This window comes from Pseudomonas sp. AL10 (assembly GCF_029960685.1).
In the GTDB taxonomy this organism is placed as follows: Bacteria; Pseudomonadota; Gammaproteobacteria; order Pseudomonadales; family Pseudomonadaceae; genus Aquipseudomonas; species Aquipseudomonas lactis.
Genome location: NZ_JASBQZ010000035.1, coordinates 17,756 through 39,200 on the forward strand (window position 1 = coordinate 17,756; position 21,445 = coordinate 39,200).

Consider the following 21,445-nt stretch of genomic DNA (forward strand, 5'->3'; position numbering starts at 1 on the left):
GGGGCCGGTTTCCTCGGTGAGATTATCCGGCCACTACCGTAGGATGCTTTGCCTGTCCGCGCAATGACCTCAGACACGCTCCAGTTGCCAGCCGGTGGCGTGCCACGTCAGATGGTGAGTCGGCTCGATCGCCTGCAAGAATGCCTCGTCATGGGACACGGCCAGCAGCGCGCCGGTAAACCCCTTCAATGCCTGCTCAAACGCCAGCACCGATTCCAGGTCCAGGTGATTGGTGGGTTCATCCAATAACAGCAATTGCGCCGGTGTCTCACGCCAGAGGGCAACGGCCATCGCGGCTTTCAAGCGCTCGCCGCCGCTGAGTTGCCCTGCGGGCTGCGTCACCCGCAGCGCGTCCAGCTGCAATAACGCCAGGCGTGTGCGCAGTTCGGCTTCGGCCAGGGGCGTGTCGAGCAGGTTAAGTTGCTCGACAAGGCTGCGCCGGTCATCCAGCAGCGCCAGGTGTTGATCGATATAGGCACTCGGCACCGCCACGGTGCATTCGCCACTGACCGCCCGCCAAAGGCCTGCAAGCAGTTTGAGCAAGGTCGATTTGCCGCAACCGTTTGGCCCACGTACGGCAACGCGAGCCGGGCCTGTCAGGTTGAGCGTCAGGTAGCTGGCGGGTGCCAGCGGATCGAGCCAAGGCAACTGCGCCTGTTCCAGCACCAGTACCTGGCGACCATTGGGGACGCTCGAGCCTGGTAATGCGAGCAGTGTGGGCGTCTCATCCACCACGCGCTCGTAAGCTTGACGTACCTGGGCGTCGAGTTGGTTTTTGCACGCATGATGGGCACTGCCCACGTTGCTGACGACTTCCTTTGCCGCGCTTTTCCAGCGTGCCCTGGTAAAACGGTCGACGTTGGCGGTCTCGGCCTGTTTACGTGCGCGTGCGGCGTGGCGCTGCAGGTCGTCGTGATCTTTTTGCAGGCGCCGACGCTCGCGGCTGCGGGCCAGACGCGCCTGCTCCCACGAGGCCATCGCGGCCTGCTGGTGAGTATCGCGTTGCTGGCGATAGGCATCGTAGTTGCCGCCATAGACCTGAATGCCCAGGGGCGACAGCTCAATGATGCGACCCATGACGTTGAGCAACTGTCGATCATGGCTGACCACTACCAGCCCGCCGCGCCAATCGCGCAACACATGCAACAGCCAATCGCGTCCGGCAGCGTCAAGGTGATTGCTGGGTTCATCCAGAATCAGCAACTGCGGCGCCGCCAACAACGCCCCGATCAGCGCGACCCTGGCCAGTTGGCCGCCACTGAGTTGATCGGCCGGGGTACTGGCGCTGAGGGTTGGCAAACCCGCTGCATCCAGCGCCTGGCGCAGGCCTTCGGCGAGGTCCCAGCGATCGTCGATCAGCTCCAGATCACCGAGGCGTGCATCGCCCTGGGCCATACGTGCAAGGGCTGCCAAGGCAGCGGCAGTTGCGGTGATATCGGCGATGGTTTGCCCTGCTTGAACCGCGATGGCCTGGGGCACATAGGCAACATTGGCGGGTTTTTTCAGGGTGCCGGAGGAGGGCAGTAGCACGCCGGCCATCAATTTCGCCAGGATACTTTTGCCCCGTCCATTGCGCCCCACGATACCGGTAGGCGTTTGATCAACGGACAGGTTTACGTCCGCCAGCAAGGTTTCGCCATTGGCGAACTGGAAAGACAGGTGTTGCAGGGAAACAAGCGCGGGCAGCCGTTTGACGTCAGTCATCAGCACCTCCAAAAAATGTCGAACAGGCCAACAAGCGCGCCAGGCGGCTCGTTGCAGATACATTCTGGAAGGCTTAGATGTTCACGTCGGCGGTCATCCCGTGAGTCAGAAGGGAGGCAGAGCCTAACCCACGTTAACTTTGTGCGGCAAGTCTTCGGCCAGTTTTTCCAAGAACATCGCCAGTGCGACCTCTTCGGCTTTCAGGCCTTTGCGCACCCGCGGCTTGGGCAACTTCGACAATTGGCCGAGGCTGAAATGCTCAAGCACCGCCGGGTGGATATAGCACTTGCGACACACCGCCGGCGTGTTGCCCAACTGCCGGGCGACATCCTTGACCATCGCCACCACATGCCGCTTTGCGTCGGATTCGGGCTGCCACGCCAACTCGCGCAACACCGCCAGCGCCATCGCCGTGCCGGCCCAGGTGCGGTAGTCCTTGGCGGTAAAATCTTCGCCGGTCAGGCTGTGCAGGTAGTCATTGACGTCCTGGGAGCTGACGGTATGCCGCTCACCGTCTTCGTCCAGGTACTGGAACAGGTTTTGCCCCGGCAATTCCATGCAGCGCTTGACCACCCGCGCCAGGCGCCGATCCTTTACGCTGACTTGATGCTCCACGCCACTTTTGCCACGAAACTGGAACTGGATCTCGCTGCCCTTGATGTCCACATGGCGGTTGCGCAGGGTGGTCAGGCCGTAGGACTTGTTCTCGCGGGCATATTGGGTATTGCCGACGCGGATCAGCGTGGCGTCCAGCAACATCACCACCGTGGCCAGCACTTTTTCGCGGGTAAACCCGGGTTCGGCGATTTGCGCTTCGAGCTGTTTGCGCAATTTGGGCAAGGCGGCGCCAAAGGCCTGCAAGCGCGCATACTTGTCGCTGTCACGCACCTCGCGCCAGCGTGGGTGGTAGCGGTATTGCTTGCGGCCACGGGCGTCGCGGCCGGTGGCTTGCAGGTGGCCGCGAGGGTCGGCGCAGATCCAAACGTCGGTGTAGGCGGGTGGCACCGCCAAGGCGTTCAGGCGTTTGATTTCGTCCGCGTCGGTAATGCGCTCGCCCTTGGCGTTCAGATACTGGAACGTGCCTCGCACTTTTTTACGGCGGATGCCGGGCTGGGTGTCATCCACATAATGCAGGTCGCGGGGCAGGTCGGCGGGTAACGAAGAGTCAGGCATGGGGCGGGTTCCTTGGCAACAAATCAGGCCGGTATGTCTGATTGACCGCAGCGCCCTGCGGTCGTGCCAAATGCTTAAGCCAGTACTGCCACCGCCTTGATTTGCGCCCACAGCGTCTGGCCCGGATGCAGTTGCAATTGGTCGCGGGAGAAGCGCGTGATGCGCGCCAGCAAGGGCGTGCCGCCGGCGTCCAGGCGCACCAGCACATGGGCGCTGTTGTCCGCGCCGACAGTCTGGGTGACGGTCACCGGCAAGCGGTTGAGGATGCTGCTGTGTTCTTCGGCCTGCAGGCTCAGGCTCACATCCCGCGCCTGGACCTTGACCCGCAGTGGGTTGCCCACCGCCAGCGGGGCATGGGCCACGCGCATCTGCAACGGGCAATCGGGCAACTGCAGGGTGAGCAACTGATAGTGCGCGTCGTAGGCAACGACGCTGCCGGCGATCACCACGCCGGCATCGTCGCCCAGCGCCAAGGGCAGGTCGAGGCGCGCCAGGGTTTCGCCGATAGGGCCGCTGGCCAGGGCTTTGCCGTCGCTGAGCAAGACGATATGGTCAGCCAGCCGCGCCACTTCGTCCTGGGCGTGGCTGACGTAGAGCACCGGGATATCCAGCTCGTCGTGCAGGCGTTCCAGGTAAGGCAATATCTCGCTTTTGCGCGGGCTGTCCAGGGCCGCCAGCGGTTCATCCATCAATAACAGCCTGGGGCTGGTGAGTAAGGCACGGGCGATGCCGATGCGCTGACGCTCGCCGCCGGACAAGTGTTGCGGGTGACGCTCAAGCAAGTGCCCGATGCCCAATAGTTCGGTGGCCTGGGCCATGCCCACGCGCCGCTGCGGGCGTGGAATACGCTTGAGGCCGAACTCCAGATTGGCGCGCACCGACAGGTGAGGAAACAGGCTCGCCTCCTGGAACACATAGCCCAAAGCGCGTTTATGTGGCGGCACAAACAGCCCTTTGCGACTGTCTTGCCAGACCTCGTCGTTGATTTGCACAAAGCCGTGTTCGGCGCGTTCTAAACCTGCGATGCAGCGCAGGCAGGTGGTCTTGCCGGAGCCAGAATGCCCGTACAGCGCGCTCACGCCACGGCCGGGCAATTGCAGGTCCACATCCAATGCAAAAGCGGAGTACTTCAGCTGCAGGCGTATATCCATCATGGCGATCAGCTCCAGCCCATCTTGGTTTTGCGGCTGGAATAGAGCGCCAGCAGCACGAGAAACGCGAACACCACCATGGCCCCGGCCAGCCAATGGGCCTGGGCATATTCCATGGATTCGACATGGTCGTAGATCTGCACTGAGACGACACGGGTCTTGTCCGGGATATTGCCGCCGATCATCAGTACCACGCCGAACTCACCGACGGTATGGGCAAAGCCCAGGATCGAGGCGGTGATAAACCCAGGGCGTGCCAGCGGCAGGATCACCGTGAAAAACGTGTCCCACGGGTTGGCGCGCAAGGTCGCGGCCACTTCCAGCGGGCGCGTGCCGATGGCCGAAAACGCGTTCTGCAACGGCTGCACCACGAAGGGCATGGAGTAGATCACCGAGCCGATCACCAGCCCGGCGAAGCTGAAGGTGAGGGTGCCCAGGCCCAGCCACTGGGTGAACTGGCCGACGTAGCCGTTGGGCCCCATGGCCAACAGCAAGTAAAAACCGATGACCGTTGGCGGCAACACCAACGGCAGTGCGACCACTGCTCCAATGGGCCCGCGCCACTTGGAACGGGTGCGCGACAGCCACAGGGCGATCGGTGTGCCGATGATCAACAGGATCAGAGTGGTCAGCGAGGCCAGTTTTAGGGTCAACCAGATCGCAGAAAAATCAGCACTCGACAGGGGCATTTACAGCTCGTAACCGTAGGATTTGATAACGGCAGCGGCTTTCGGGCCTTTGAGGTAGTCCACCAGGGCCTTGGCGGCGGCGCTGTCCTTGCCCTTGTTGAGGATCACGGCGTCCTGTTTGATCGGGTCATGCAGGGAGGCCGGAACAATCCACGCCGAACCGCTGGTGACTTTGCCGTCCTTGTAGATCTGCGAGAGGGCGACAAAGCCCAACTCGGCGTTGCCGGTGGAAACAAACTGATAAGCCTGGGTGATGTTCTGGCCTTCGACGAGCCTGTCCTTGACCTTGTCAGTCAAGCCTTCTCTGGCCAGCACCTGGGTGGCGGCTAAGCCGTAGGGTGCAGCCTTGGGATTGGCGATGGACAAATGCTTGAACTCATTTTTCTTTAGCACCTCGCCCTTGGCATCCACATAGCCTTCTTTGGCCGACCACAGCGCCAGGGTACCGACCGCGTAGGTAAAGCGTGAGCCCTTGACGGTAGCGCCTTCGCTTTCGAGTTTTTGCGCGGTGGTGTCATCGGCGCTGAGGAACACTTCAAAAGGCGCGCCATTTTTGATCTGGGTGTAGAACTGCCCCGTGGCACCGTAAGCCGCGACCAGTTTATGGCCGGTGTCTTTCTCGAAGTCGGCGGCAATCGCCTGGATCGGGGCGGTGAAGTTGGCGGCCACGGCCACCTGAACTTCATCGGCATGGGCCGTACCCAAGGCAAAGGCGGCAAGCAGGGGGGCCAGGCGCGAAACGCGGGTCATCATGAGGCAACTCCTTGAAGGTGTACGGCAGGGTGCAGGAAAGAGGGCTTACCGCTATGTATGGGAATATATAGCGGTTGGCCATTGCCGGTACAGTGCCAAGTTGCTGCTCAAATCAGCCGCGGGTGAGTTTGCTCAAGCTGTGCTCGGCTAATTGGCGGGTCAGGTCGTAGGTGGACAGGTCTTTGCCCAGCCCCAGGGCCTGGCCTGCCCACAGGTTGCTGAAACCGGCCTCATCCTTGGCCTTGAGCGGCATCAATGCGCCTCCGGCTTTGGGGAACGCCGGGGCCGCCGGGTTGATGGCGCCGAGTTCACGCATCACCCGGTTGACGATGCCCCGCGCCGGGCGGCCGGTAAACAGGTTGGTCAGCGCGGTTTCGCTGGCCTGGGCATGGCGCAGCGCATGGTGATGGGAGGCGCTTACAGTGGCTTCGGGCGTGAACAGGTAGGCCGTGCCGATCTGCACGGCCGAAGCGCCGAGGGCAAAGGCCGCAACGATGCCACGCGCATCGCCGATTCCGCCCGCAGCAATCACCGGCACGCTGACCGCGTCGACAATCTGCGGCAGCAGCGCCATCAAGCCGATCTGGCTGTTGAGGTCATCGCTGAGGAACAGGCCACGATGCCCTCCGGCTTCAATACCCATGGCAATAATCGCGTCGCAGCCGTGCTGTTCCAGCCACACGGCTTCCTCGACGGTGGTGGCCGATGACAGCACCTTGGCACCGGTGGCTTTTACCCGGTCGAGTAAGGACTTCTCTGGCAAGCCAAAGTGAAAACTCACTACTTCTGGCCGAAACTCTTCTACCACTTGGCAGGCTGCTTCGTTGAACGGCGCGCGGTTGGATACCGGCGTTGGCGCATCGAAGTCGGCGCCCAGTTCATGGTAGTAAGGTTGCAGCAAGGCCTTCCAAGCCTGGTCCCGCGCGTCATCGACATCGGGCGGTTGATGGCAGAAGAAGTTGACGTTTAGCGGCGCATGACTGGCCTGGCGAATGAGGGCCAAGGCCTCGCGCAGTTGCTCCTGGCTCAGCGCCGCCGCAGGCATGGAGCCCAGGGCACCGGCTTGCTGGGCGGCGATGACCATGGCGGTGGTCGTCGCGCCAGCCATCGGCGCCTGGATAATCGGCACCTCAATGCCCAACAGGTCAAGGATGCGGGTGTCTGGCCAGGTGCTCATGGGGTGCTTCTCCAGCGTTAGTAGGGCTTTTCGCTGTTTTAGCAGGGCAATCAGCACCCGGCCAGTCTGTTTTATTCACTGGACGGAAGCGGCGTTTTGTGGGGCTGGGTTTCACGCTCGAGTAACTGGCGCTTGCGCTCTACGCCCCAGCGGTAGCCCGACAGCTCGCCATTGCTGCGCACCACGCGATGACAGGGAATCGCCACCGCCAGGTGGTTGGCACCGCAAGCCTGGGCCACGGCGCGAAAGGAGGAGGGTGCACCGATACGCTCGGCAATCTGCGCATAGCTGGCGGTGCTGCCCGCAGGGATTTCGCGCAACGCCTGCCACACCCGCTCCTGAAAGGCCGTGCCGCGCAGGTCCAAGGGCAAATCCAGGCCCACGGCAGGGGCTTCGACAAAGCCGACGACGTGGGCCACCAGTTGTTCGAAACCCTGATCCGCGCCGATCAACTCAGCCTTGGGAAACTGGTCTTGCAGGTCGCGCACCAGTTTGTCCGGATCATCGCCCAGTAAAATCGCACACACGCCACGTTGGCTTTGCGCCACCAGAATCGCCCCCAGCGAGCATTGGCCAACGGCAAAGCGGATGGTGTTATTGGCGCCGCCGCCTTTGTAGTCTCGGGGTTTCATGCCGAGCACTTGGTCGGCGGCTTCATAAAAGCGGCTATTGGAATTAAAGCCCGCGTCGTACAGGGTGTCCGTCACCGAATGCTGGCCCTTGAGGCCGTCGCGCACTCTGCGCGAACGCAGGGCGCTGGCGTAACCCTTTGGGGTCAACCCGGTGTTGGCTTTGAATACGCGGTGGAAGTGAAACGGACTCAACCCGGCGCATTGGGCGAGCATGTCCAGGCTAGGCGGGGTTTGGGCTTGTTCGATTTGCCGGCAGGCCTCGGCCACCAGTTGCCCATGGTGAGCGGCCAACTGGGTCTGGTCGCCGGCAGCGCGTTTACTCGGGCGATAACCGGCGGCCTCGGCCTGCGCCGGCGTGTCGAAGAACTCGATATTTTCCGGGCGCGGTAAGCGCGAGGCGCTGCTGGGGCGGCAATACACGCCGGTGGTTTTCACGCCGTAGACAAATAGCGCGTCAGCCTTGGCATCACGGGCAATAATCGCAGCCCAGCGCGGATCGTGTTCGTTGTTCATGGCCTGCACTCTTGACGGTTCCGGAGCAGATTAAGCCCGCCGCTCGCGCCCGACACTCCGAAGCTTGCGGTCAAATTACCCAGCGGTGCGAAAGGTCAGGTTGATGCGCTGCGGGCCCATGACCGAATGCACGCCGTCCTTGATTGGCATCACGCCATGAAAGCGCAGGCGATCAACGCCGCCCCACACCACCACATCACCATGAAACAGCGAAACCTTTTGGGTTTTGTCGCTGCGCGAATGGCCACCGAACAGGAAAGCCGCCGGCAGCCCCAGGGACACCGAGACCACGGGCGCGCTGTAGCTGCGCTCATTCTTGTCCTGGTGCAGGGACATTTTCGCCCCCGGTACGTAACGGTTGATCAGGCAGGCATCGGGTTGAAAACCGCTGAAACCGGCCTCGGTAGCCGCTGCCACCGCCAGCTGGCGCAATGTGGCGGGCATGACGGGCCAGGGTTGCTGGCTGCGCGGGTCGAGTGGGCTGTAGCGATAGCCACGGGCGTCGGTGGTCCAGCCCAGCTCGCCGCAACTGCTCAGCGCCGCCGACATGGTAAAGCCGCCGGGGGTGACCATCTGCCGAAACGGTGATTGAGCCAGGACACGCCGCAGTTCAGGCAATAACCGCTCGATCCAGGGCAGGGCATAGCCCTTCAGTACGTAGGATTCTTCGCCAATTTGCTCGCGCCCGGCAGGCTGTTGCAAGGCATCATCGGCAAACAAATCGGCGGTAGGGCCCGGCATGGCTTACAGCGCCTTGCTCACATTGATGTCGGTGATTTCGTCGCTGGCATCATGAATTTTCGCCAAGGCTTGCTTGGCTTCATCGACGCTGTTGCTATGCAACTGGGCGAATTCAAAGCGGCGTTCGCCGTTGAGCTTGTACTTGATGACGTATTTGGTTGTGGTGGTCACAGCTTTTTTCCTGTCAGGTGTTCGGGTCAGCTCAGCTTGCTGCTGGTACGACGAACGATACGGATCTTGTGGGACAACGCAGGCTTGCGGGTCACGCTGATGGCGCGACGGGTCACCACATCCAGGGTGATGTTCCAGAAGCCGGTGCTCGGTGCGGTGATCTTGGCCGGGAATTTATCAAATGCGCCGCCGTGGTAGGTATGGCGGCCGCCGTTTTTGAAACTGCGAAAGTTCGCATCACTCATCAGGCGAATATTGCAGGTCTGCGAGCATTCGATGACGACAATGTCTCCCTCGTTGAGGTGCTCACGCTGGTGGATGAATTTCATGGGGTCTCTCCAGAAGGGCTTTTTCTGAAAAATCAGAACGATACGTAGGTTAAGATGGAGTTTATCAGCCCCAGCGCGTTTATTATCGGGCCGTCGTCGACGACTTCGACAATTTAAAACAGTTATTTACCGAGTTATCACAGATAAATCCTACGTTGGTGGGAGAAAATTACCATCCCCGCTGTCGTAGGGTCTTTATCGGAGGTTTTTGTATGAAGTGGAGTGTGTTGGTGCTGGCCTTGGCAATAGGTGGGTGTGCTTCGGTTGCAGATATCAAGCAGACCCCGCCAACATTGGTGGTCATCTCAGGGAAGAAACCGCAGGAATATGCGGCGTGTGTGGTGCGCAAATTGGAGGCGACCCGTCGGCCGCCGCAGATCGAGCCCCATAAAGACGGTATTCAGGTGATCGTGCCGCAGAAATTCTCGGCAGACCCCTCGGCAATCTTTGAAATTGAAGACCGCTCCAGCGGTAGCAGCATCAAGCTTTATGAAAGCATGTCCAATGTGCCCATCCGCCCGGGCGACGTGAAGAAGGCAGGGGAAGAGTGCATTTCCGGTTGAGCCACAGGCTCATCCCTCAAACCCGATAAAAAAAGCCATCACCCTGCAGGGACGGCCTGCATCCGTTAAACTGTCGGGCATTCACTACAAAGATGCCGCTCAAACCCTGGGTTTGAGCGGCATTTGTTTTTCTGGAAAGCCCGTTATGAAACGAGAACACGTCAAAGCCCGCCATGCTGAAGGCCAGATTTCAGCCACCCATGTCATCCAGAACCCCGCCGACTTGGGCGAGTGGATCGTTTTTTTCAAGAAGAGCGGCGGGCGCAGCTACTTCCTGGTGGACGAGCAGGATGAGGTCGAATCATTTGCGCGCCTGGATGACCTGATCGAAACCCTGCGTGGCCTGGGGATCAAGTTTGCTGAAGTGCACCTGTAGCAGGCTTACTTGCAGACCACCACCACGCTGCGGCCTTTGAAGTTGCCCACGTCCTGGCCCAAGGTCTTGTCGCTCTCCTTGAGCGCCGGCGTTCCGTTAGTGCCGACGATGCGGTAACCGGTGCCCGCGCAGGATGCGTCCGCTTTCTCGTAGCAACTGGCCCATGAATTGGCCTCGCCCGAGCAGTCGATGGTCAAGCCTTGTTCGCCATTTTTCAGCAAGGTGTCGGAAGCGGTAGTGCAGCCGGCGAGTGCCAGTACTGCGGTCAGTGCCAGGATCTTTTTCATAGAGGTTCGTCATCGAGGTATTGGAAGGGCGCGCTGACACTGTCGTGGCGTTGTCGAAGGTTATAGCGAACGGCCATCTAGGTACAGACAAACAAAAAAGCCCCTTTCACGGGGCTTCTTGCGCAACACATGAGGCTTACTTGGTTTTCGGCCGCTTGCTCGATGCATGGCCCGCCTCATCCACAAACACTTCAGCGACGGCAATCGCCATGCTCTCGGTTTCGAATACACCGGCAACGCTGTCGCCGTGAAAATTGATCAAGTGCCAGCCATCTGCTCGCTTCGTGATCAGGTAGCCGTTTACACCTTTGGGTTCTGACATCTGTTGGCAATCTCGTGGTCTTGGTTCAAGGCGCCCATGATAGCGCCAAATGCCGGGGCAGGGCGCAAGTTGTTGCGGGTCAGTGCCAGAGGGGCAAAAGCGTGCTAAAACCATTGCAGCCCTTTTAAACAAGGGGCCAAGTCGGGTGCTGACTGACCGTTGGTGACACCCTTTGCAGGATCAGCGGAACTTACGCCGACATTTTTTCTCTATGATGACATCGCAACGCCAGCAGGACCCATTGTAAGGTGACTGCGGCCTGATTAGACTGCGCCGAATTCCGTACGCACAGCCCTTTGTAAGGACTCATATGATCAAGAAATGCTTGTTCCCAGCAGCCGGTTACGGCACTCGCTTCTTGCCAGCGACCAAAGCCATGCCCAAAGAAATGCTGCCAGTGGTGAACAAGCCACTGATTCAGTACGGTGTGGAAGAGGCTCTGGATGCCGGTTTGAACGAGATCTCCATCGTCACGGGTCGTGGTAAGCGCGCGCTGGAAGACCACTTCGACATCAGCTATGAGCTGGAAAACCAGATCAAGGGCACCGACAAGGAAAAATACCTGGTCGGTATCCGTAAATTGCTCGACGAGTGCTCGTTCTCCTACACCCGTCAGACTCAAATGAAAGGCCTTGGCCACGCCATCCTTACCGGCCGCCCGCTGATCGGTGACGAACCGTTCGCCGTGGTCCTGGCGGATGACTTGTGCGTCAACCTGGAAGGCGACGGTGTGCTGACCCAGATGGTCAAGCTCTACCAGAAATACCGTTGCACCATCGTTGCGGTGATGGAAGTCAACCCAACCGAAACCAATAAGTACGGTGTTATCGCCGGTGATGATATTGGCGATGGCCTGATCCGTGTACGCGACATGGTCGAGAAGCCAGCACCGGAAGATGCACCGTCGAACCTGGCGATCATCGGTCGTTATATCCTTACCCCGGACATCTTCAAGCTGATCGAAGAGACCGAGCCAGGCAAGGGCGGCGAGATCCAGATCACCGACGCTCTGCTCAAGCAAGCCAAAGACGGTTGCGTGATTGCCTACAAGTTCAAGGGCCAACGTTTCGACTGCGGCGGTGCTGAGGGTTACATCGAAGCGACCAACTTCTGCTACGAGCATTTCTACAAGACGGGCAAGGCTTACTGATTCACGCTTGCCGGTACGTTTTAAGCGAAAGCCACCCTCGGGTGGCTTTTTCGTTTTTCAGCCCCATGTAAGTCGGTATGCTGGTGTCCTGCCGAGGAGAGTGAAATGGCCTACGATTTTGACCTGTATGTAATTGGCGCCGGTTCTGGCGGTGTTCGCGCGGCGCGCTTTGCCGCTGGCTTTGGCGCCAAGGTGGCCGTGGCGGAGAGCCGCTACCTGGGTGGCACCTGCGTGAACGTCGGCTGTGTGCCAAAGAAGCTGTTGGTGTATGGCGCGCATTTTGCCGAGGATTTTGAGCAGGCCAGTGGCTTTGGCTGGTCCCTGGGCGAGGCGAACTTTGATTGGGCGACCTTGATCGCCAACAAGGATCGCGAGATCAACCGCCTCAATGGCATCTATCGCAACCTGTTGGTCAACAGCGGCGTGACCCTGCATGAAGGGCATGCACGCCTGGTTGATGCCCACCAGGTGGAGATTAACGGTGAGCGCTTCACTGCGAAGCACATCCTGATCGCCACCGGCGGCTGGCCGCAGATCCCTGAGATTCCAGGGCGCGAGCACGCCATTGGTTCCAATGAGGCATTCTTCCTCAAAGAGCTACCTAAGCGCGTGCTGGTAGTGGGCGGTGGTTATATCGCCGTCGAGTTCGCCGGCATCTTCCACGGCTTGGGTGCACAAACCTCATTGCTGTATCGCGGCGACTTGTTCTTGCGCGGCTTTGATGGCTCGGTGCGCAAGCATCTGCAAGAAGAGCTGACCAAGCGCGGCCTGGACTTGCAGTTCAATGCCGACATCGAGCGCATCGATAAGCAAGCCGACGGCAGCCTCAAGGCCACGTTGAAGGATGGTCGCGTGCTGGAAGCCGATTGTGTGTTCTACGCCACCGGCCGCCGCCCAATGCTGGATAACCTGGGCCTGGAAAACACCGGGGTCAAACTGGACGAGCGCGGTTTCGTCGCGGTGGATGATCTCTACCAGACCGCCGAGCCGTCGATCCTGGCGATTGGCGATGTGATTGGTCGTGTGCAGCTGACGCCGGTGGCCCTGGCTGAAGGCATGGCCGTGGCGCGGCGGTTGTTCAAGCCCGAGCAATACCGCCCGGTGGATTACGCCAATATCGCGACGGCGGTGTTCAGCCTGCCAAATATCGGCACAGTCGGTCTGACGGAAGAGGATGCACGCAAGCACGGCCACAACGTGCAGATCTTTGAAAGCCGTTTCCGGCCGATGAAGCTGACCCTCACCGATTGCCAGGAAAAGACCCTGATGAAGCTGGTGGTCGACGCCGACACCGACAAAGTGCTGGGTTGCCACATGGTCGGCCCGGATGCGGGTGAAATCGTGCAAGGGCTGGCGATCGCGCTCAAGGCGGGCGCGACTAAGCAGCATTTCGACGAAACCATCGGCGTGCATCCTACGGCGGCGGAAGAATTCGTCACCATGCGCACGCCCGTGGCGGACTGATCAGGTTGGCTCTGCTGCTTCTGGCGCCGTTGCAACGACGGCCGCCAGGCGCAGCGCTTCGATGCTTGCCTGGGCCTTGATCAGGTCCAGCTCAAGCGCTTTGTTGTGCTGCTGATGTTCCAGTAGCGCAGCTTGGCGTGATTGGCTGTCCTGCACGGCCACGCGCAGGCGTTCCTGGAGCAGGGCGCGTTCGCTGTCGATCTGGCTGAGTTGTTCCTTGAGTTTCAGCTGTAGCGCCTGGTCCTGACGAGTTTGCTCCTGCAGCGCATTCAATTCCTTGGCGGTCGCTCGCTGCTCACTCAGCAGACGCTCGTTATCGCGATGCAACTGGGTGATCTCATCCTGGCGCACCAGCGCGCTTTGCTGTGCCTGGCGCAATTCGGCCTGAACTTGCTGCAACTGGCCTTCATGGCGACGCTGTTCCTGCTCGCGCTGCTCCTTGATGGCAGTGCGGTAATGCTCAAGCGCATCACGGGCGTGCAGGTGTTTTTCTTCCAGTGAGCGAATCTGCTCGTCCTTGTCGTTGAGCCTTAGCTCGTAGTCGCTGCATGCCTGGCTCAGCCCGGCGTTACGGGTTTGCTCGGTCTGCAAGCTGGTGCTGGCGGTTTGCAGCGCCGCGCTTTCTTCGGCCAGGGCCGCGGCCTGGATATCAAATTGCTGTTTGAGCTGGGTGTGCGCCTCTTCCAGGGTTTCTACCTGGGCGAGCAGGGCGGCTTTGCGTTGCTCGAATTGCGCCAGGGCCAGGTCGATCGGCTCTTGGGCCTTCTCTTTCAGGCGTTGCGCCAGGCGTGCGACCAGTTCGCCAAGCTCATCGTCAATTGGCGCCTGAGTGATGGTTTGTCGTGATTCGCTTTCGTCCAGCTCTTTCAAATAGCGATGAATCGTGGTTTTCGAGCCGGTATTCCCCATTTCGATACGCACTGCATCGATGCTGGGGTTTTCGCCGCGGGCGAGGATCGCCAGGCGTGCCGTCTGCACTACTGCTTTGTTTATGCCGCCACGAGCCATGGGGTCTCCGTCGATTTAGTACTGTGGTACATGGTATGTAGATACATACCATATCATGATTAAAAACTCGTTTAAATTCAAGATTTAACAGATGGGATATTGGCGTATTATCCCGTGTCATCTGTGTTTTCCTCCGCCATCCATCTGTCAGCAGTACGAAAAGACGCCTATGAGCGACCTGGACCGATATCTCAACGCCGCCACCCGTGACAACACGCGCCGCAGCTACCGCGCAGCCATCGAGCATTTCGAAGTCAGTTGGGGAGGGTTCCTGCCGGCCACCAGTGACAGCGTGGCGCGTTACTTGGTGGCGCATGCCGGAGTGTTGGCGGTCAATACCTTGAAGCTGCGGCTCTCGGCACTTGCGCAATGGCATACCAGCCAAGGGTTTGCCGACCCGACGAAGGCGCCAGTGGTACGCAAAGTGCTCAAGGGCATCCGCGCCGTGCACCCGGCGCGAGAGCGACAGGCCGAGCCTTTGCAGCTCCAGCATTTGGAACAGGTGATCGCCGCCCTGGACATTGAAGCCAAACAGGCCAGCGAGCATCACGACCAACCGCGCTTGCTGCGGGCCAAGCGCGATGCTGCGCTGATTCTGCTGGGCTTCTGGCGCGGCTTTCGCAGTGATGAACTGTGCCGGTTAAGCATCGAGCATGTGCAAGCCGTGCCCGGCGCAGGCATCAGTCTGTACTTGCCGCGCAGCAAAAGTGACCGCGATAACCTCGGCAAGACCTACCAGACCCCGGCGCTGTTGCGGCTGTGCCCGGTGCAGGCTTATAGCGAGTGGCTCAGCGCCTCGGCTTTGGTGCGCGGGCCGGTATTCCGTGGCATTGACCGCTGGGGCAACCTGGGCGAGGAGGGCTTGCACCCCAACAGTGTGATCCCGCTACTGCGCCAGGCCCTTGAGCGCGCAGGCATCCCCGCCGAGCAATACACCAGCCACTCGCTGCGGCGGGGCTTTGCCACTTGGGCGCATCGCAGTGGCTGGGATTTGAAGTCGCTGATGAGTTACGTCGGTTGGAACGACATGAAATCTGCGATGCGCTATGTTGAAGCGACGCCGTTTCTAGGCATGACCCTGGCAACCCAACCACTGATTTGAGATTTCTTCTATTAATACAGTTACCTGATAGAGAAAACCAATCGCCAGCATCAGGTTTGCCAATGAGCCATCGACCGAAAGAGCCGGTAGGATTCACTCATCAACTTCTTAACCCCTGACGGAGAGTCAACGATGCCTATCATCAACAGCCAAGTAAAACCGTTTAAAGCTACCGCTTTCAAAAACGGCAGCTTCGTCGATGTGACCGACGCTGACCTGAAAGGCAAGTGGTCGGTTGTATTCTTCTACCCAGCCGACTTCACCTTCGTTTGCCCAACCGAACTGGAAGACCTGGCTGACAACTACGCCGAATTCCAGAAGCTGGGCGTCGAAATCTACAGCGTTTCCACCGACACCCACTTTGCCCACGCTGCCTGGCACAACACTTCGCCAGCCATTGGCAAAATCCAGTACACCATGATCGGCGACCCAACCCTGACCATCTCCCGCAACTTCGACGTGCTGATCGAAGAAGCTGGCCTGGCAGACCGCGGCACCTTCGTGATCAACCCAGAAGGTCAAATCAAGATCGTTGAGCTGAACGACGGTGGTGTAGGCCGTGACGCTTCCGAGCTGCTGCGCAAGATCAAGGCCGCTCAGTACGTTGCTGCCCACCCAGGTGAAGTCTGCCCAGCCAAATGGAAAGAAGGCGAGGCCACTCTGGCGCCGTCTCTGGACCTGGTCGGCAAGATCTAAGTCTGTGAACGCGTATCAAGGGCGGGTATCCGCACTTAAGTAAGCTGCATCCGCCCTCAAAACGCCCGGGCGAGATTCGCTCGGGCGTTTTTTTGTCTGCAATAAACCGAATGAACAGGAAATCGCCCGTATGTTGGACGCCAATCTTAAAGCTCAGTTGAAGTCATACCTGGAACGGGTCACCCAGCCGATCGAGATCGTCGCCTCCCTCGACGACGGTGCGAAATCCCAGGAAATGCTTGCTCTTTTGCAGGACGTAACCAGCCTCTCCACGCTGATTACCCTGAACACCGATGGCAATGATGCGCGCAAGCCATCGTTCTCCATCAACCGCCCGGGTGCCGATATCAACCTGCGTTTCGCCGGCATCCCCATGGGCCATGAATTCACTTCGCTGGTGCTGGCCCTGCTGCAAGTCGGTGGCCACCCGTCGAAGGCCAGTGTCGAGGTGATTGAACAGATCCGTGCCCTCAAAGGCGAGTTCAGCTTCGAGACTTACTTCTCGCTGTCCTGCCAGAACTGCCCGGACGTAGTCCAGGCGTTGAACCTGATGGCCGTGCTCAACCCGAACATCCGCCACGTCGCGATTGACGGTGCGTTGTTCCAGGCCGAAGTCGATGAGCGCCAGATCATGGCGGTGCCGAGCGTCTACTTGAACGGGGTCAACTTTGGCCAGGGCCGCATGGGCCTCGAAGAGATCCTCGCCAAGCTCGACACTAGCGGTATCGAGAAAGCCGCAGAGAAAATCAGCGCCAAGGACGCCTTCGACGTCCTGGTGGTGGGCGGTGGCCCGGCCGGGTCTTCGGCTGCCATCTACGCAGCACGTAAAGGTATTCGTACTGGTGTGGCGGCTGAACGCTTTGGTGGCCAGGTGCTGGACACCATGTCCATCGAGAACTTTATCTCGGTACAGGAAACCGAAGGGCCGAAACTGGCCAGCGCACTGGAAGCCCATGTGCGTCAGTACGACGTGGACATCATGAACCTGCAACGCGCCAGCCGCCTGGTACCGGCAAAAAATGCCGGTGAGCTGCACGAAATTCGCTTCGAAAGCGGTGCCACACTCAAGTCCAAGACCGTGATCCTGGCCACTGGCGCCCGCTGGAGAGAAATGGGAGTGCCCGGCGAGCAGGAATACAAAGCCCGTGGCGTGTGCTTCTGCCCGCACTGCGATGGCCCGTTGTTCAAGGGCAAGCGTGTGGCGGTGATCGGCGGCGGTAACTCCGGCGTGGAAGCGGCCATTGACCTAGCCGGTATCGTCAGCCATGTCACCTTGCTTGAGTTCGACAGCAAGCTGCGCGCCGATGCCGTGTTGCAACGCAAGCTCTACAGCCTGCCGAACGTGGATGTGATCACCAGCGCATTGACCAGTGAAGTCAAAGGCGATGGCCAGAAAGTCACCGGCCTTGCCTACAAGGACCGCGACACTGGTGAGTTCAAGACCATCGACCTGGAAGGCATCTTTGTGCAGATTGGCTTGCTGCCCAACACTGACTGGCTCAAAGGCACCGTAGAGCTGTCGCCGCGCGGCGAGATCATTGTCGATGCCCGTGGCGAGACTTCACTGCCTGGCGTGTTCGCCGCCGGTGACGTCACCACCGTGCCGTACAAGCAGATCGTGATTGCAGTAGGCGAGGGCGCCAAGGCTTCGTTGAGCGCGTTCGATCACCTGATCCGTACCTCTGCTCCGGCGTAAATCATCCTGAGCTGAAAATGAAAAACCCCATGAGCGATCATGGGGTTTTTCTCGTTCCCACGCTCCGCGTGGGAATGCATCCGGTGACGCTCCGCGTCACGCAGTGCTTATTACATCGGCGCCGGCTGAATGATCTCGACCCAATAAGCATCCGGGTCCTTGATGAACGCGAGGCTCTTCATGCGGCCATCCGTCAGGCGCTTCTGGAAATCACAGCCCAAGGCTTCGAAGCGTTCGCACGCCGCGACAATGTCCGGCACCGAGATACAGATATGGCCAAAGCCACGTGGGTCGGTGTTGCCGTTGTGGTAGGCAAAGTCGGCATCGTTTTCGGTGCCGTGGTTGTGGGTCAGTTCGAGGATGCCCGGAATCGACTTCATCCACTGGGTACGCTCGGCGGCGTCGGCCGGGATCTGGGCCTTGTCCACCAGGGCCAGGAAGTACAGGCTGAATTCGGCTTCCGGGAAGTCACGTTTCTCGACCAGGGAGAAACCCAGGATGCGCGTGTAGAAGTCCAGCGACTTGGTGATGTCCTTGACCCGCAACATGGTGTGGTTGAACACGAAGTTCGCCGTGGCGTTGTCGGGTTGGGCGGTGACGCCCGGGAAGGTGTTCAATTCGTGCAGGCTCATGGGCCCTCCAGAAAAAATGTGAGATGAGCGGTCCATTGGCTTGCGGTCTGCCTCCATGCAGACGGGCCATGATACGCAAGGCGCACCGGCTGCGCCAAATGAAAAAGCGCGCCAGGCCCTTGCGGTCAGCGCGCGCCGGGCCGCACACTTTGCCGCTGGAACCTTGGGTGTTTTTCGCAATGATCGAGTTTCGTAGGCCGCTGTTGAGTGCTATGTGCGTGTTGTTGGGCAGCCCGTTTGTGCTGGCCGCCGAGCCGCAGGTCCATTGGCCCAGCGGTTGGCAGGTCGAAGAAGTCGTGCCTGACGGCGAGCCGCCTGCCAAACCCCTAGCAGTGTCCCGGCAGCGAGCGATCAAGAATGATGAAAATGGCGCCACGTTGATGGTCATGGAGTTGACCGGAACGCCAATTGAGGCCGGCCATAAAGTTAATCTTGCTGGCGTGTTGCTGGAGATGCGCAAGTCCATCCAGAAAGACTTTGCCCGTGGCGGTTATCAAAGCGTGTGCAGCAAAATGCACCCCACGACATTGAGTCGGCTTGACGCGCTGGAAACTACCTGCGTGATTACCGAGAACGGTCGACACGTATTGTCGCAAACATTAGTCGGTGCGCTGGATGTCGACAAAGCCTATGTTTTTTCATACGCCGGCCAGGCGCAAGCGTACGAGGCGAGCAAGGAGGAAGTCAGTTTGGTGCGTAACAGTCTGAAACTTTGACCCGCTCAAGCTGAGCGAATTTGAACAATATGAACGCTGAGTTAAGTTCGATTCCGAACCGTTAGAGCAAAAAAAGCCCCGCGTATGCGGGGCTATTTTTTAGTACATGTTTCAGCCGCGAAGCCAGGAGTCTACAGTGGCAGCGCCGTACTCTTCTTTCCAGGCTTTGAGGCCGCGGTGGTTGCCACCTTTGGTCTCGATCAGTTCGCCGGTGTGCGGGTTGTGGTAAACCTTGACCACCCGTGCGCGGCGCTGTTTAGGCGCGGCGGCGGCCGGTGCACCGCCTTTGCGTGGCGCGGGATCGAGGATAGCGATCACATCACGCAGGCTCTTGTCGTATTTGCCCATCAGCGTCTTGAGCTTTTCTTCGAATTCGATTTCTTTCTTCAGGCCAGCGTCGTTCTTCAAGGATTCCAGCTGTGCAAGCTGCTCTTGAAGGGCTTTTTCTGCTGCGCGAAATTCGGCGAGTCTGGACAAAATCTGTACTCCAATAATGTAGTTGCTGATATCAACTGCAGACAAAGCTATAAGCCAAGAACGTTAAGCCACGTCAACGAAAAAGACCCTTCTGCGAGTTCTGCACAGGCAGAAAAAATTGTAGTAGTTAATTCATCCTGAGTAAATCATGTCTTTTAAAGAAAGACCAATCTTTCATCATAGGCCGCGCAAGGCTATTCCACGATGCCCAACGATTTAATGAATTCATCGCAGGGTAATGGTCGGCCAAACAGGTAACCCTGTAGGAAATCCACGCCCTGGGCCACGAGGTACTCACACTGTTGGGCTGTTTCTACGCCTTCGGCAACAATGCCTAGATCCAGCTTGACTGATAACTCTATGATGCTGTCCAGAATATGCCGCGACAGCGCATCCGCACCGATCATGGCGACAAAGCTTTGATCGATCTTCAAGTAGTCGACATTGAAATTGCGCAAATAGCCCAAGCTGGAGTGGCCGGTGCCAAAATCATCAATGGCAATCATGACCCCCATTTGATGCAGCGCCTCGAACAGGCGGCGGGTGGTCTCGGTGGGTTCGATCAACTCCCGCTCGGTCAACTCCAGCACCAGGGTGACCTGGCCGGGTGGGAACGCGGCGAGAAATTCCCGGCAGTCCTGCACCAGCGCCATGTCCTGGCAATGGCGCGCAGTGATATTCACGCCGATATGAAAGCCTGGGCTGAAGCGCGCGGCATGAGGCGCCAGTTGCGCGGCAGTCTGGCGCAGCAGGGCACGGGTCATCGGCACGATCAGGCCGGAGTCTTCGGCCAGGGGAATAAACAGGTCCGGGCGCACCAGCCCTTCTTTGGGATGCTTCCAACGCATCAGCACCTCACACCCGGCCCATTGGCGGGTGTCACCGCGTACCACCGGTTGGAAATAGGGCATGAATTCATTGGCCCCCAAGGCGCGTTGTAACTCGTGGGTTGGCGCTGACGAACGTTTTTGCAGCCAGTGAGCGAGCAGCCCCGCCAATATCCCGAAGAACACCACCAGGCTGAACAGGGCCGGATACCGCGCCTGCATATAGCGCCAGACTTCACCCTCGGGCATTCCGGCCTCGACACTGTATTGATAGCGCTCGGAAGCCAGGCGCTGTGGCGCCACGGCAAATGTCGGCAACGCGCCTTGATGCACTTTGCCGTCGGCACCCAGCCAGTTCGGGCCGACGTGCAATACCAAATACGCGTAACGGCTGATCAAGCGCAAGGCGTTGGTGAGGTGGTAACCGTCAACCGAGGCAAACGCGCCTTGATCGCCTTGGACCAGGCGGTACACCAGCAGGGCGGTATCGGGTGTGACGGGGTTGCCTTTCATCAACCACAGGCGCCCATCCACGTAGTCGTCGGGGTTGACGGGCGATTGGTAGCGACCGCCAAACAACGAGCTGCAATAGATGTTTTTCTGCCAGGACAGCGTGGTGGCCCGCACAAACGGCCGACGCGTGACTTGTTCACGTAGCGCCAACTTGGCGGCGCTGTCACACGGTTTACCGGCCAGCGGCAGCAAAGCCTGGGCAGCGATGGCGGTGTTGTCGAGCATCAGGTCGAACTGGCGCACCGCTTCTTGAGCGGTTTGCGCCGTGCTTTGTTCAAGGGTGCGCTCGGCTTGCCAATACAGAATCACAACCCCCAGCAAGATGGGCAACACGCCGCTGGTTGCACTGATGAAATAGCGTGCGGCTCGGCTTCGTGGGCCTTTGACGGTCAGGGGCATAGGGGCGGTCAGTCGTGAGAAAAAGAGTGAGATAAGCCGATGATAGATGGCAATACGCAGGCCTGCTCAGTTGTTTTGAGCGGGTTGACCTAGCCGTTCGGTCAGTTGTGGCGGGGATTTCATCTAGGCAACATAAACATCGTTGCAAGAAGTAAGAGACTCAGGACCGTACCCCTCCAGCCTC

24 protein-coding genes are annotated in these 21,445 nt (G+C 59.4%); 8 read left to right on the forward strand and 16 right to left on the reverse strand.

Annotated features, from left to right (window positions below):
* Nucleotides 1-69: 69 nt before the first annotated feature.
* The 10 genes from QK296_RS23305 to QK296_RS23350 all read right to left on the reverse strand — a co-directional run bounded on the left by QK296_RS23305 (nt 70) and on the right by QK296_RS23350 (nt 9,033).
* Nucleotides 70-1,704, reverse strand: a complete 1,635-nt coding sequence (locus tag QK296_RS23305; protein ID WP_282391340.1) for an ABC-F family ATP-binding cassette domain-containing protein — start codon at nt 1,702-1,704, stop codon at nt 70-72.
* Between the two features lie 123 nt (nt 1,705-1,827).
* Nucleotides 1,828-2,877 carry a DNA topoisomerase IB gene (locus QK296_RS23310; protein ID WP_094774771.1) on the reverse strand — a complete coding sequence of 350 codons (1,050 nt, stop codon included), beginning with the start codon at nt 2,875-2,877 and terminating at the stop codon, nt 1,828-1,830.
* 74 nt (nt 2,878-2,951) lie between these two features.
* The gene (modC, locus tag QK296_RS23315; RefSeq protein WP_282391341.1) at nt 2,952-4,031 is read right to left on the reverse strand and encodes a molybdenum ABC transporter ATP-binding protein; all 1,080 of its coding nucleotides are present in this window, start codon (nt 4,029-4,031) and stop codon (nt 2,952-2,954) included.
* Nucleotides 4,032-4,036: 5 nt separating this feature from the next.
* Nucleotides 4,037-4,717, reverse strand: coding sequence for a molybdate ABC transporter permease subunit (modB, locus tag QK296_RS23320; RefSeq protein WP_034135039.1), 681 nt, complete (start codon nt 4,715-4,717; stop codon nt 4,037-4,039).
* Nucleotides 4,718-5,470, reverse strand: a complete 753-nt coding sequence (modA, locus tag QK296_RS23325) for a molybdate ABC transporter substrate-binding protein (protein ID WP_003191327.1) — start codon at nt 5,468-5,470, stop codon at nt 4,718-4,720.
* Between the two features lie 112 nt (nt 5,471-5,582).
* Nucleotides 5,583-6,647 (reverse strand): nitronate monooxygenase, encoded by a 1,065-nt coding sequence (locus QK296_RS23330; RefSeq protein ID WP_282391342.1) that lies wholly within the window; start codon nt 6,645-6,647, stop codon nt 5,583-5,585.
* 71 nt (nt 6,648-6,718) lie between these two features.
* Nucleotides 6,719-7,792: a bifunctional DNA-binding transcriptional regulator/O6-methylguanine-DNA methyltransferase Ada gene (gene ada / locus QK296_RS23335; protein ID WP_003191323.1), complete on the reverse strand. Its 1,074-nt coding sequence runs from the start codon at nt 7,790-7,792 to the stop codon at nt 6,719-6,721.
* Between the two features lie 75 nt (nt 7,793-7,867).
* Nucleotides 7,868-8,533: a DNA oxidative demethylase AlkB gene (gene alkB, locus QK296_RS23340; RefSeq protein WP_282391343.1), complete on the reverse strand. Its 666-nt coding sequence runs from the start codon at nt 8,531-8,533 to the stop codon at nt 7,868-7,870.
* Nucleotides 8,534-8,536: 3 nt separating this feature from the next.
* Nucleotides 8,537-8,704: a hypothetical protein gene (locus QK296_RS23345; RefSeq protein ID WP_003191320.1), complete on the reverse strand. Its 168-nt coding sequence runs from the start codon at nt 8,702-8,704 to the stop codon at nt 8,537-8,539.
* A 26-nt stretch (nt 8,705-8,730) separates the two neighbouring features.
* Nucleotides 8,731-9,033, reverse strand: a complete 303-nt coding sequence (locus QK296_RS23350) for a DUF1883 domain-containing protein (RefSeq protein WP_003191319.1) — start codon at nt 9,031-9,033, stop codon at nt 8,731-8,733.
* 212 nt (nt 9,034-9,245) lie between these two features.
* Between QK296_RS23350 and QK296_RS23355 the strand changes: the two genes are divergently transcribed.
* Nucleotides 9,246-9,596, forward strand: a complete 351-nt coding sequence (locus QK296_RS23355) for a hypothetical protein (RefSeq protein ID WP_003191317.1) — start codon at nt 9,246-9,248, stop codon at nt 9,594-9,596.
* A gap of 145 nt (nt 9,597-9,741) precedes the next feature.
* Nucleotides 9,742-9,972, forward strand: a complete 231-nt coding sequence (locus tag QK296_RS23360) for a hypothetical protein (RefSeq protein WP_003191314.1) — start codon at nt 9,742-9,744, stop codon at nt 9,970-9,972.
* Nucleotides 9,973-9,977: 5 nt separating this feature from the next.
* On the opposite strand, the gene QK296_RS23365 is transcribed toward QK296_RS23360, so the two are convergent.
* A complete protein-coding gene (locus tag QK296_RS23365) occupies nt 9,978-10,259 on the reverse strand; it encodes a hypothetical protein (protein ID WP_003191312.1) in 282 nt (93 codons plus the stop codon).
* Between the two features lie 136 nt (nt 10,260-10,395).
* On the reverse strand, nt 10,396-10,581 hold the full coding sequence (locus QK296_RS23370) for a hypothetical protein (RefSeq protein ID WP_003191311.1): 186 nt from the start codon (nt 10,579-10,581) through the stop codon (nt 10,396-10,398).
* A gap of 310 nt (nt 10,582-10,891) precedes the next feature.
* Here QK296_RS23370 and galU point away from each other — a divergent pair, with 310 nt between their 5' ends.
* Both galU and gorA read left to right on the forward strand, forming a co-directional pair.
* On the forward strand, nt 10,892-11,731 hold the full coding sequence (galU, locus tag QK296_RS23375; RefSeq protein WP_003173830.1) for a UTP--glucose-1-phosphate uridylyltransferase GalU: 840 nt from the start codon (nt 10,892-10,894) through the stop codon (nt 11,729-11,731).
* A gap of 105 nt (nt 11,732-11,836) precedes the next feature.
* Nucleotides 11,837-13,195 carry a glutathione-disulfide reductase gene (gorA, locus tag QK296_RS23380; RefSeq protein ID WP_003191308.1) on the forward strand — a complete coding sequence of 453 codons (1,359 nt, stop codon included), beginning with the start codon at nt 11,837-11,839 and terminating at the stop codon, nt 13,193-13,195.
* On the opposite strand, the gene QK296_RS23385 is transcribed toward gorA, so the two are convergent.
* Nucleotides 13,196-14,203: a DNA-binding protein gene (locus QK296_RS23385; protein WP_003191306.1), complete on the reverse strand. Its 1,008-nt coding sequence runs from the start codon at nt 14,201-14,203 to the stop codon at nt 13,196-13,198.
* Nucleotides 14,204-14,372: 169 nt separating this feature from the next.
* Here QK296_RS23385 and QK296_RS23390 point away from each other — a divergent pair, with 169 nt between their 5' ends.
* From QK296_RS23390 to ahpF, 3 genes are all read left to right on the forward strand, one after another.
* Nucleotides 14,373-15,305, forward strand: a complete 933-nt coding sequence (locus QK296_RS23390; protein WP_003191304.1) for a site-specific integrase — start codon at nt 14,373-14,375, stop codon at nt 15,303-15,305.
* Nucleotides 15,306-15,437: 132 nt separating this feature from the next.
* On the forward strand, nt 15,438-16,001 hold the full coding sequence (gene ahpC, locus QK296_RS23395; protein ID WP_003191303.1) for an alkyl hydroperoxide reductase subunit C: 564 nt from the start codon (nt 15,438-15,440) through the stop codon (nt 15,999-16,001).
* A gap of 130 nt (nt 16,002-16,131) precedes the next feature.
* A complete protein-coding gene (ahpF, locus tag QK296_RS23400) occupies nt 16,132-17,697 on the forward strand; it encodes an alkyl hydroperoxide reductase subunit F (protein ID WP_034135034.1) in 1,566 nt (521 codons plus the stop codon).
* A 110-nt stretch (nt 17,698-17,807) separates the two neighbouring features.
* On the opposite strand, the gene gloA is transcribed toward ahpF, so the two are convergent.
* Nucleotides 17,808-18,329 (reverse strand): lactoylglutathione lyase, encoded by a 522-nt coding sequence (gene gloA / locus QK296_RS23405; RefSeq protein ID WP_003191301.1) that lies wholly within the window; start codon nt 18,327-18,329, stop codon nt 17,808-17,810.
* A 179-nt stretch (nt 18,330-18,508) separates the two neighbouring features.
* On the opposite strand from gloA, the gene QK296_RS23410 reads away from it, so the two are divergent.
* A complete protein-coding gene (locus QK296_RS23410) occupies nt 18,509-19,045 on the forward strand; it encodes a DUF4946 domain-containing protein (RefSeq protein WP_003191300.1) in 537 nt (178 codons plus the stop codon).
* Between the two features lie 111 nt (nt 19,046-19,156).
* Here the strand turns inward: QK296_RS23410 and QK296_RS23415 are convergent, their stop codons facing one another.
* Both QK296_RS23415 and QK296_RS23420 read right to left on the reverse strand, forming a co-directional pair.
* Nucleotides 19,157-19,522: a histone-like nucleoid-structuring protein, MvaT/MvaU family gene (locus tag QK296_RS23415; RefSeq protein ID WP_003191298.1), complete on the reverse strand. Its 366-nt coding sequence runs from the start codon at nt 19,520-19,522 to the stop codon at nt 19,157-19,159.
* Between the two features lie 194 nt (nt 19,523-19,716).
* Nucleotides 19,717-21,261: an EAL domain-containing protein gene (locus tag QK296_RS23420; RefSeq protein WP_282391344.1), complete on the reverse strand. Its 1,545-nt coding sequence runs from the start codon at nt 21,259-21,261 to the stop codon at nt 19,717-19,719.
* Nucleotides 21,262-21,445: the final 184 nt, after the last annotated feature.

What these genes read in the sequence shown, in the direction of transcription:
- alkB (WP_282391343.1), bottom strand. Translation starts at nt 8,533, where the DNA reads ATGCCGGGCCCTACCGCCGATTTGTTTGCCGATGATGCCTTGCAACAG.
- ahpF (WP_034135034.1), top strand. Translation starts at nt 16,132, where the DNA reads ATGTTGGACGCCAATCTTAAAGCTCAGTTGAAGTCATACCTGGAACGG.
- gloA (WP_003191301.1), bottom strand. Translation starts at nt 18,329, where the DNA reads ATGAGCCTGCACGAATTGAACACCTTCCCGGGCGTCACCGCCCAACCC.
- QK296_RS23420 (WP_282391344.1), bottom strand. Translation starts at nt 21,261, where the DNA reads ATGCCCCTGACCGTCAAAGGCCCACGAAGCCGAGCCGCACGCTATTTC.
- gorA (WP_003191308.1), top strand. Translation starts at nt 11,837, where the DNA reads ATGGCCTACGATTTTGACCTGTATGTAATTGGCGCCGGTTCTGGCGGT.
- QK296_RS23350 (WP_003191319.1), bottom strand. Translation starts at nt 9,033, where the DNA reads ATGAAATTCATCCACCAGCGTGAGCACCTCAACGAGGGAGACATTGTC.
- modA (WP_003191327.1), bottom strand. Translation starts at nt 5,470, where the DNA reads ATGATGACCCGCGTTTCGCGCCTGGCCCCCCTGCTTGCCGCCTTTGCC.
- ada (WP_003191323.1), bottom strand. Translation starts at nt 7,792, where the DNA reads ATGAACAACGAACACGATCCGCGCTGGGCTGCGATTATTGCCCGTGAT.
- QK296_RS23305 (WP_282391340.1), bottom strand. Translation starts at nt 1,704, where the DNA reads ATGACTGACGTCAAACGGCTGCCCGCGCTTGTTTCCCTGCAACACCTG.
- QK296_RS23310 (WP_094774771.1), bottom strand. Translation starts at nt 2,877, where the DNA reads ATGCCTGACTCTTCGTTACCCGCCGACCTGCCCCGCGACCTGCATTAT.
- QK296_RS23355 (WP_003191317.1), top strand. Translation starts at nt 9,246, where the DNA reads ATGAAGTGGAGTGTGTTGGTGCTGGCCTTGGCAATAGGTGGGTGTGCT.
- QK296_RS23385 (WP_003191306.1), bottom strand. Translation starts at nt 14,203, where the DNA reads ATGGCTCGTGGCGGCATAAACAAAGCAGTAGTGCAGACGGCACGCCTG.
- QK296_RS23410 (WP_003191300.1), top strand. Translation starts at nt 18,509, where the DNA reads ATGATCGAGTTTCGTAGGCCGCTGTTGAGTGCTATGTGCGTGTTGTTG.
- QK296_RS23390 (WP_003191304.1), top strand. Translation starts at nt 14,373, where the DNA reads ATGAGCGACCTGGACCGATATCTCAACGCCGCCACCCGTGACAACACG.
- galU (WP_003173830.1), top strand. Translation starts at nt 10,892, where the DNA reads ATGATCAAGAAATGCTTGTTCCCAGCAGCCGGTTACGGCACTCGCTTC.
- modB (WP_034135039.1), bottom strand. Translation starts at nt 4,717, where the DNA reads ATGCCCCTGTCGAGTGCTGATTTTTCTGCGATCTGGTTGACCCTAAAA.
- QK296_RS23330 (WP_282391342.1), bottom strand. Translation starts at nt 6,647, where the DNA reads ATGAGCACCTGGCCAGACACCCGCATCCTTGACCTGTTGGGCATTGAG.
- QK296_RS23365 (WP_003191312.1), bottom strand. Translation starts at nt 10,259, where the DNA reads ATGAAAAAGATCCTGGCACTGACCGCAGTACTGGCACTCGCCGGCTGC.
- ahpC (WP_003191303.1), top strand. Translation starts at nt 15,438, where the DNA reads ATGCCTATCATCAACAGCCAAGTAAAACCGTTTAAAGCTACCGCTTTC.
- QK296_RS23360 (WP_003191314.1), top strand. Translation starts at nt 9,742, where the DNA reads ATGAAACGAGAACACGTCAAAGCCCGCCATGCTGAAGGCCAGATTTCA.
- modC (WP_282391341.1), bottom strand. Translation starts at nt 4,031, where the DNA reads ATGATGGATATACGCCTGCAGCTGAAGTACTCCGCTTTTGCATTGGAT.
- QK296_RS23370 (WP_003191311.1), bottom strand. Translation starts at nt 10,581, where the DNA reads ATGTCAGAACCCAAAGGTGTAAACGGCTACCTGATCACGAAGCGAGCA.